The sequence below is a fragment of the uncultured Phenylobacterium sp. genome, from assembly GCF_902826855.1.
Taxonomy (GTDB): Bacteria; Pseudomonadota; Alphaproteobacteria; order Caulobacterales; family Caulobacteraceae; genus Phenylobacterium.
The window spans coordinates 1-6,857 of the sequence record NZ_CADEGK010000223.1; the positions used below are offsets into that span (position 1 = coordinate 1).

Below are 6,857 nucleotides of genomic sequence, written 5' to 3' on the forward strand. Positions count from 1 at the left end.
GATGGAGAGGCCGGAGCGGGTTCGCGAGGTCTTGCGCGAGCTGGTGGCTCCGATCCCGTGACTTCCGCCGGAGATGCGGTTCACTAGGGCCGCCAAATCGAGGGAGGTCCACCCATGAGCGTCGTCTCAGCCACGCCAAAGCCGCGCAAGCGGGTCATCGACTACATCATCAAGTGCACCAACAGCGTAGGCGAGCTGTTGCTGCTCTATTTTGTTCTCATCGTCATCAGCGGCGTCGCCTTCGCCTGGATTGAGCACCGGTCAATTGGTGAGGGCCTGTGGTGGGCGGTGGTGACCACCACGACGACAGGCTACGGCGACCTCAGCCCGGTCACCCCCGCGGGGCGGCTGATGGGGGCGGCGACCATGCTGATTTCCCTCCTGATCGTCCTTCCGCTGCTGATCGGCCACATCGCGGCGCGGCTCATCGAGGACCACGACGCCTTCACCCATGAGGAGCAGGAGCTGCTCAAGGCCGAGATCATCGCCTTGCGGGCGGACCTGGCGAAGCTCGCCGCCAGCCGGGCATCAGAGTCCTAGGCCGTCGGTCCAGCCCTGACGCACCTCGGCGAGCTCAGCGTCGGTCATGGCGATGACCTTGCGGGTCTCCAGGTCGAAGGCGACGCTGATCGCCTCCGCGGTCGCCCACGGGCGGCCGGTCTCCGGATCGACCATCCAGTGGAAGATCCGCTGCACGCGCGCGTCGCCACCGCCGATGCCGCTGTAGAGGACCCACCGGTCCCCGGCCCGCGGCCAGGCGTGGTGGATCAGCCGGTACTCGAGCGCCGCGCCACCCGCGGTGGGCCGCCGCTGGCCCGCCCGGCCACGCGTCGCGAACAGCCCGGGGATCGCCGAGGAGAGCCGCTGCATGAAGCCCTCCGTCCGCAACCGCCCGAAGGGGTCGCAATCCTGGGCCATCACTACGCCACGACCGGTCAGGGCCAGACCCAGCGCCTCGGCGCGGCGTCCGCTCGCCCCGGTCTCCACCACCGGCTCCAGGGTGATCGAGCGCGGCTCACCGCCGGCCGGTACGGTTGCAGCCAGCGCCTGCCCGCGCGCCAGCGTCCGGGCGCTCCAGGGGAAGGATCGAGCCTCGCAGCTGGTGGCGTGGCTGACGACCGTCTGGAAGGTCGCGGCCAGAGCGCCGTCAGCATGACGCAGGACGAACAGCAGGCGTGCGCTGTCCTCGCCCATATCCAGCACCCCGCCGGTCATGGAGAGCGGCGCATTCATCCGGGCCTCGCGCAGGAAGCGGATGTACTGCTCACGCACGACCAGGGTGGCCTGGGCGTGGGGCGCGAACGCGCCGGCAAGGCCCATCTCCGCGGAAAGCCCCGCGAGGCCTTCCATCGAGCGGGCCACGTAGAAGCCGACGTTCAGGTGGCCCATGGCGTCGCACTCCCAGGCCGCGACGCCTCCTCGCCAGACTTCGATTTCCGCCAACGCCCGCTCCCCCGTCCACCGGCGAGCTTAGGCGCCCGGAGGCCGCACCGCTAGCGGCGCCCGTCGTCGCGGGCGGTTTCGCCCGAGGCGTCGTCCGACTGGCCATGGCTGACCGAGGGGTCGGGCTCGGCCCGAGGCTCGGGGCCGGACGCAATTCCCTCGAGGGTGCGCGGCTCCGCGGCAGGTTCGACCGAGTCGTCCCTCTTCACAGCAGGGAGGCGCTCGGGCGCTATCTTCTCACCGCCGTCGGCCAGCGGGCTCGGCGCATCGCCCCCGCGCGGCTGCGGCTGAATCCTGCCGTCTTCCGGCAGCTTGTCTTGTCCGTCCATGGTGGCGCTCCGCTCCGTGGGCTAGAGGCAAAGCGTTCGTACGGCCCGCATCGTTCCGCTGGGTCACCGCTCGCCCCGGAGGCCTGACGGCGCCAAACTGCGCCGGTTGGAGGACTTGATGCCCACGGCTGAGAAACAACGCCCCCAGAAGGTCCTGGTCCGCCGCCACTCGGTGACCACGCGGATCACCCACTGGACCAATGTGCTGGCGCTGCTGATCCTGCTGATGAGCGGACTGCAGATCTTCAACGCCCATCCGGCGCTGTATTGGGGCGCCAAGTCGACCTTCGCGGACCCCTGGCTCGCCATGACCAAGCAGGAGGTGCGCGACGCCCCGCGGGGCATCACCACCCTTGGCGACCTGAAGTTCGACACCACGGGCCTCTTCGGCTGGTCGGGCAAGGAGGGGATGCGCGAGCAGCGCGGTTTCCCCGCCTGGGCGACGATCCCAAGCTACCGCTCGCTGGCCGACGGGCGGCGCTGGCACTTCTTCTTTGCCTGGCTGTTCGTTTTCAACGGCTTGGCCTACTGGCTGATCGGCCTGTTGGGAGGCCACATCCGCAAGGACCTGCTGCCCACCCGCGACCAGCTGCGGCCCCGCCACATCCTGCATGAGATCGGGACCCATGCGCGCCTGAAGTTCGCCAAGGGCGAGGAGGCGCGGCGCTACAACGTCATCCAGAAGTTCACCTACCTCTTGGTGGTCGCGCTGCTGCTGCCATTGATGGTGCTGACCGGGCTCTGCATGTCGCCGGGTTTCAACGCCACCGTCCCCTGGCTGGTCGACCTCTTCGGCGGCCGCCAGTCGGCGCGGACGATCCACTTCCTGTCAGCGACCGCGATCGTGGCCTTCGTCATCGTGCACCTGCTGTTGGTGGTGCTTTCGGGGCTCTGGAACAACCTTCGCTCGATGATCACCGGCAAGTACGCCATCGAGGTCGACACGCCCGCCAAGGGAGACGCCGCATGACCGTCGCCACCAACCGCCGCCGCTGGCTGACCGCCGCCGGCGCGAGCCTGGGCTCACTGTGGCTCGGCGCCTGCGACAAGCTCACGGCCGACCCGAGGTTCTCCGCCATGCTGGCCAAGGCCGAAGGGCTGACGGAGCGCGCACAGCGGCTGGTCACCGACCGCAAGGCGCTCGCCAAGGAGTTCACCCCCGCCGACATTTCCAGGGACTTCAAGGCCAACGGAACGCTCAGCCCGCAGGACTACGCCTACGAGACGCTGCTGGCGGACAACTTCGCCGGCTATGCGCTGACCGTGGACGGCCTGGTGGAGCATCCGCTGGAGTTGAGCCTGGCCGACCTGCGCCGCCAGCCATCGCGCACCCAGATCACCCGCCACGACTGCGTCGAGGGCTGGTCGTCGATCGGCAAGTGGAAGGGCGCGCGGCTGGGCCCGCTGCTGGACCGCGCCAAGCTGAAGCCCAACGCCCGCTATGTCGTGTTCCACTGCTTCGACAGCCTCGAGCAGACCCTCGATAATACCGGCCAGTACTATGAGAGCATCGACCTGATCGACGCCTATCACCCGCAGACCATCCTGGCCTACGAGATGAACGACGCGACGCTGCCCGTCCGCCATGGCGCGCCGCTGCGCCTGCGGGTGGAGCGTCAGCTGGGGTACAAGCACGCCAAGTACATCGCCCGCATCGAGGTGGTGGAACGGCTCGACGCCACGGACGCCAACGGCCAACCCCTGCTGGGCCGCGGCAACGGCGGCTTCTGGCCGGACCGCGGCTACGAGTGGTACGCGGGGATCTGAGGCCGGCGCGGCGTCTCAGCGTTCGTCGGGCGCGCCGCCGGCGCCCGCCAGCCCAAGGCGGCGCGCCGCTTCAGCAGCGACGCGGCGCACAGTGGGAGACCAGTCGGAGTCCCCGCCCCGCCGAAACAGCTCGATCGAGCCGTACCAGGGCATCGTCGCAGCGGCGGCGGTGTAGCGCCACTCCGGGGTGGCTGGCAGCATGACCAGGCCCGGCGCGCCCAGGGCGCCGGTGAGGTGGACCAGACTGGTCTGCACCGAGATCACCAGGTCGAGCGCCTGCACCAACCCGGCCAGGTCCTCGAAATCGTCGATCTCCGCCGCGGGAAAGATGCGGATCGGCCGCGGCAGGCCCGCGTTGGCCGCCGCCACCTCGGCGTCCGGCTCGCCATACTGCAGGCTGACGAATTCAGTCTGCGGCAGGTCGAGGATGGGCCCCAGTTCGGCCAGGTCCATGGATCTCTCCGATCGGCCGGTCCGCTGCAGACCGCCGCGCCAGGAGAGGCCGACGCGCCGCCGTCCTTCGGACGGCCCGAGGCGCGCGGCCCATCGCTGGACGATCTCCGGCCGCGGCGTGAGGTACGGCGTCGCGGGGAAATCCTGCAGCCGGTTGCGGAACAGCCGGCCCAGGCTGCCGATTCCAATGACGGCGTCGAAGTCCTCCAGCCAGCGCTCCGCGGAAAGGGCATCCAGGAGGCGCACCCGCGGGAATGAATGCGACAACAGGCGGTGCAGGCGCGGGTCGCAAACCAGGCTGACCTCCCCGGCCACGGCCAGGAGGTCAGGGATCGCGCTGGCGAACATGATCACGTCGCCGACGCCCTGTTCACCCACCAGCAGCACGGTTCGACCGGACACATCCCCCGGGCCGGCCACCGGCGCCAGCCGGGCGCGGATCTGCGGGGTCGACTCGCCCGACGCCGTGCGCACGAACTCCTCGACGTCCCAGCGGCGCTCATAGTCGCGCCAGCCCTCGCCATAGCGTCCGGTCAGCAGGTGACAGAGGCTGCGGTACCAGTAGGCCGTCGGCATGTCCGGGCGCAGCGCGATCGCCCGATCGTATGCGGCGACGGCTTCCTCGGGCCGCCGTAGCTTGCGCAGCGCCACGCCGCGGTTGCGATGGGCCAGCTCGAGTTTCGGATCCAGGTCAAGCGCCCGGTCGAGACTCGCCACCCCCTCCTCCAGGCGATCCAACCCGATCAGGGCCGCGCCACGGCCATTGTGGGCAGCGGCGAGGTCCGGCTGCAGCGCGATGGCGCGGTCGTAGGACTCGAGCGCCTCGCCCGGCCGCGTGAGTTCCTCTGACAGATTGCCGCGGCTGATGTGCAGGGTCGGGTCGCCAGGCTTGAGGCCGATGGCGCGATCGATGCTGGCGAGCGCCTCTTGGAAGCGGCCGAGACGGCGCAGCGAGACGGCGCGATTCCTATGGGCGTCGGCCAGGGTCGGCTGCAGCCGAATGGCTTCCTGAAACGCCGCGGCGGCCGCGTCGAAGCGTTTCAGCTCGTGCAAAGCGCCACCCCGTCCGTTGTGGAGCACTGCGTCGCCTGGGGTCAGCGCGATGGCGCGGTCATAGCTCTCGAGGGCCTCGGCCGGACGCTTGAGATCCCGAAGGACGCTGGCGCGGTTGAGGTGGCACAGGCTCTCGTTTGGCGCGAGCGCGAGAGCCCGCTCGTAGCTCTCCAGCGCCTCGTCCAGGCGCCTCAGGTCGCGCAGCACGCTGCCGCGGTTCGTGTGCCCGCCGGCCTTGTCAGGGGACAGCGCGATCCCCCGGTCGATGCTGGCCAGAGCTTCGTCGAACCGCCTGAAGCGCCGCAATACCACCCCGAGATTCAGGTGTGCGCCCGCGTGCCCGGGAGACGCCGCGATCACGCGGCGATAACCGTCCGCCGCCTCGGCCAGGGCGCCCGCGCGATGCCTAGCCAGGGCCGCGTTGAACATGCCCTCCACGTCCGGGGGATCCGCTTGCGCCATGTCGCCCCATAGCATGGGCCCTCGGCCGGTCGCCAACCTGCCCGCGAGCGCGACGCGCCCGCGCCCGGCGTTCACCGAGGCCCTCGTTCCAGGTCGTGGCCTGCGATATTAAAAAACTTGACTAACAAATTAAGTTTTTTAATATCCCTCTATGGATACGGCGGCGAAACAGGATTGGCAGGCGCTCACGCAGCTCACCCAGGGCCGGCCGATCGTGGTCGAGCGGGTCCGGTTGCTTGACCATGGCATCGCCATTGAGGGGGCATTCGAGCCGCCGAAGCTGGCGCAACTGTCGTCGGAGGATCAGGTGTTCGTCGCGGCCTTCGTGCGCAGCCACGGCTCGATCAAGGAGATGGAGCAGGTCTTCGGTGTCTCCTACCCGACCGTGAAGGCCCGCCTGAACCGCATCGCCGCGATGCTGGAGCTGGTCGAGATGGTCCCGATGACGGAGCCCGTTCCGCAGGCCGACCGCGCCAAGGTGCTGGAGCGCCTGAAGCGCGGCGAGATCACCGCCGACCAGGCCGTCGCCGAACTGGAGGGCCGCTGATGAGCCTGCAACATGTCACCGAACGACCGCGCGACCTGAAGGCCGTGCGCCTGCGCGCGGGGCGCGTCCGCCGCGCGCGGTCAGCGAAGCCCGCCCCGCAACGGCGAACGCAGGTGGACCTGTGGCTGCCGATGACGCCGCTGGCCACGATCCTGGCGCCGTTCATGATGCTGCTGGCGCCGCTGATGCTGCTCGCTCCTCGCATGTGGCGGATGAACCCCTACGAGACCGCCTTTGCGGTGATCCGCTTGCTCCTCTCGCTCGGCGGAACCGAGATCGACGTCGACACCCCGGACGCCCGGGTCCGCATCAAGATACTCTGAAGGAGCCTCGCCATGAACGACGACCGTCGCTCGATCCTCGACATGCTGGCCGCCGGCAAGATCACCGCCGACGAGGCCGAGCGCCTGCTGTCGGCCCTGGACCGCACCCCGCCGCCGATCTCCCTCGAGCCCGGCTATCCGAGCAACCGCGCGCGGGCCAAGTACCTGCGCATCTCCGTCGACACCGACGAGGAGGGCGACGGCGGGCCGACCAAGGTCAACATCCGCGTGCCGATGCAGCTCCTGCGCGCCGGTGTGCGGCTCTCCAGCCTGATCCCGCCCAAGGCCCGCGACGAGATCAACGCGGCGATGGCCCGAGACGGCATCCCCTTCGACATCAACCAACTGAAGCCCGAGAACCTGGAGGAACTGGTCGACCATCTCTCCGACCTGTCCGTCGACGTGGACCAGGAGAAGACCAAGGTGCGGATATTCTGCGAGTAGGGGCTCTGCTGGTCTGAGCACCTATTCCTCAACCCT

The 6,857-nt window shown here is 69.3% G+C and carries 9 protein-coding genes; 6 read left to right on the forward strand and 3 right to left on the reverse strand.

Features of this window, described 5'->3' with window-relative positions; all coding sequences use genetic code 11:
- The first annotated feature begins 114 nt into the window (after window positions 1–114).
- The gene (locus QZV94_RS21440) at window positions 115–540 is read left to right on the forward strand and encodes a potassium channel family protein (protein WP_293681724.1); all 426 of its coding nucleotides are present in this window, start codon (window positions 115–117) and stop codon (window positions 538–540) included.
- Here QZV94_RS21440 and QZV94_RS21445 read toward each other — a convergent pair.
- Together QZV94_RS21445 and QZV94_RS21450 are read right to left on the reverse strand one after the other, a co-directional pair.
- A complete protein-coding gene (locus tag QZV94_RS21445; RefSeq protein WP_293681727.1) occupies window positions 529–1,443 on the reverse strand; it encodes a thioesterase family protein in 915 nt (304 codons plus the stop codon). The genes QZV94_RS21440 and QZV94_RS21445 overlap by 12 nt on opposite strands.
- Before the next feature lie 50 nt (window positions 1,444–1,493).
- Window positions 1,494–1,772, reverse strand: a complete 279-nt coding sequence (locus QZV94_RS21450; RefSeq protein WP_293681730.1) for a hypothetical protein — start codon at window positions 1,770–1,772, stop codon at window positions 1,494–1,496.
- Between the two features lie 118 nt (window positions 1,773–1,890).
- Here QZV94_RS21450 and QZV94_RS21455 point away from each other — a divergent pair, with 118 nt between their 5' ends.
- Together QZV94_RS21455 and QZV94_RS21460 are read left to right on the forward strand one after the other, a co-directional pair.
- Window positions 1,891–2,742 (forward strand): cytochrome b/b6 domain-containing protein, encoded by an 852-nt coding sequence (locus QZV94_RS21455; protein ID WP_293681733.1) that lies wholly within the window; start codon window positions 1,891–1,893, stop codon window positions 2,740–2,742.
- Window positions 2,739–3,539 (forward strand): molybdopterin-dependent oxidoreductase, encoded by an 801-nt coding sequence (locus QZV94_RS21460; RefSeq protein ID WP_293681736.1) that lies wholly within the window; start codon window positions 2,739–2,741, stop codon window positions 3,537–3,539. Before QZV94_RS21455 ends, QZV94_RS21460 begins: the two co-directional genes overlap by 4 nt.
- 15 nt (window positions 3,540–3,554) lie before the next feature.
- On the opposite strand, the gene QZV94_RS21465 is transcribed toward QZV94_RS21460, so the two are convergent.
- Window positions 3,555–5,507 (reverse strand): tetratricopeptide repeat protein, encoded by a 1,953-nt coding sequence (locus QZV94_RS21465; RefSeq protein WP_293681739.1) that lies wholly within the window; start codon window positions 5,505–5,507, stop codon window positions 3,555–3,557.
- A gap of 151 nt (window positions 5,508–5,658) precedes the next feature.
- Between QZV94_RS21465 and QZV94_RS21470 the strand changes: the two genes are divergently transcribed.
- From QZV94_RS21470 to QZV94_RS21480, 3 genes are read left to right on the forward strand one after another with little or no spacing between them, the layout of a single operon-like run.
- Window positions 5,659–6,054 carry a DUF2089 domain-containing protein gene (locus QZV94_RS21470; protein ID WP_293681742.1) on the forward strand — a complete coding sequence of 132 codons (396 nt, stop codon included), beginning with the start codon at window positions 5,659–5,661 and terminating at the stop codon, window positions 6,052–6,054.
- A complete protein-coding gene (locus QZV94_RS21475; protein WP_293681745.1) occupies window positions 6,054–6,377 on the forward strand; it encodes a hypothetical protein in 324 nt (107 codons plus the stop codon). Before QZV94_RS21470 ends, QZV94_RS21475 begins: the two co-directional genes overlap by 1 nt.
- Window positions 6,378–6,389: 12 nt before the next feature.
- Window positions 6,390–6,821 (forward strand): hypothetical protein, encoded by a 432-nt coding sequence (locus tag QZV94_RS21480; RefSeq protein WP_293681748.1) that lies wholly within the window; start codon window positions 6,390–6,392, stop codon window positions 6,819–6,821.
- Window positions 6,822–6,857: the final 36 nt, after the last annotated feature.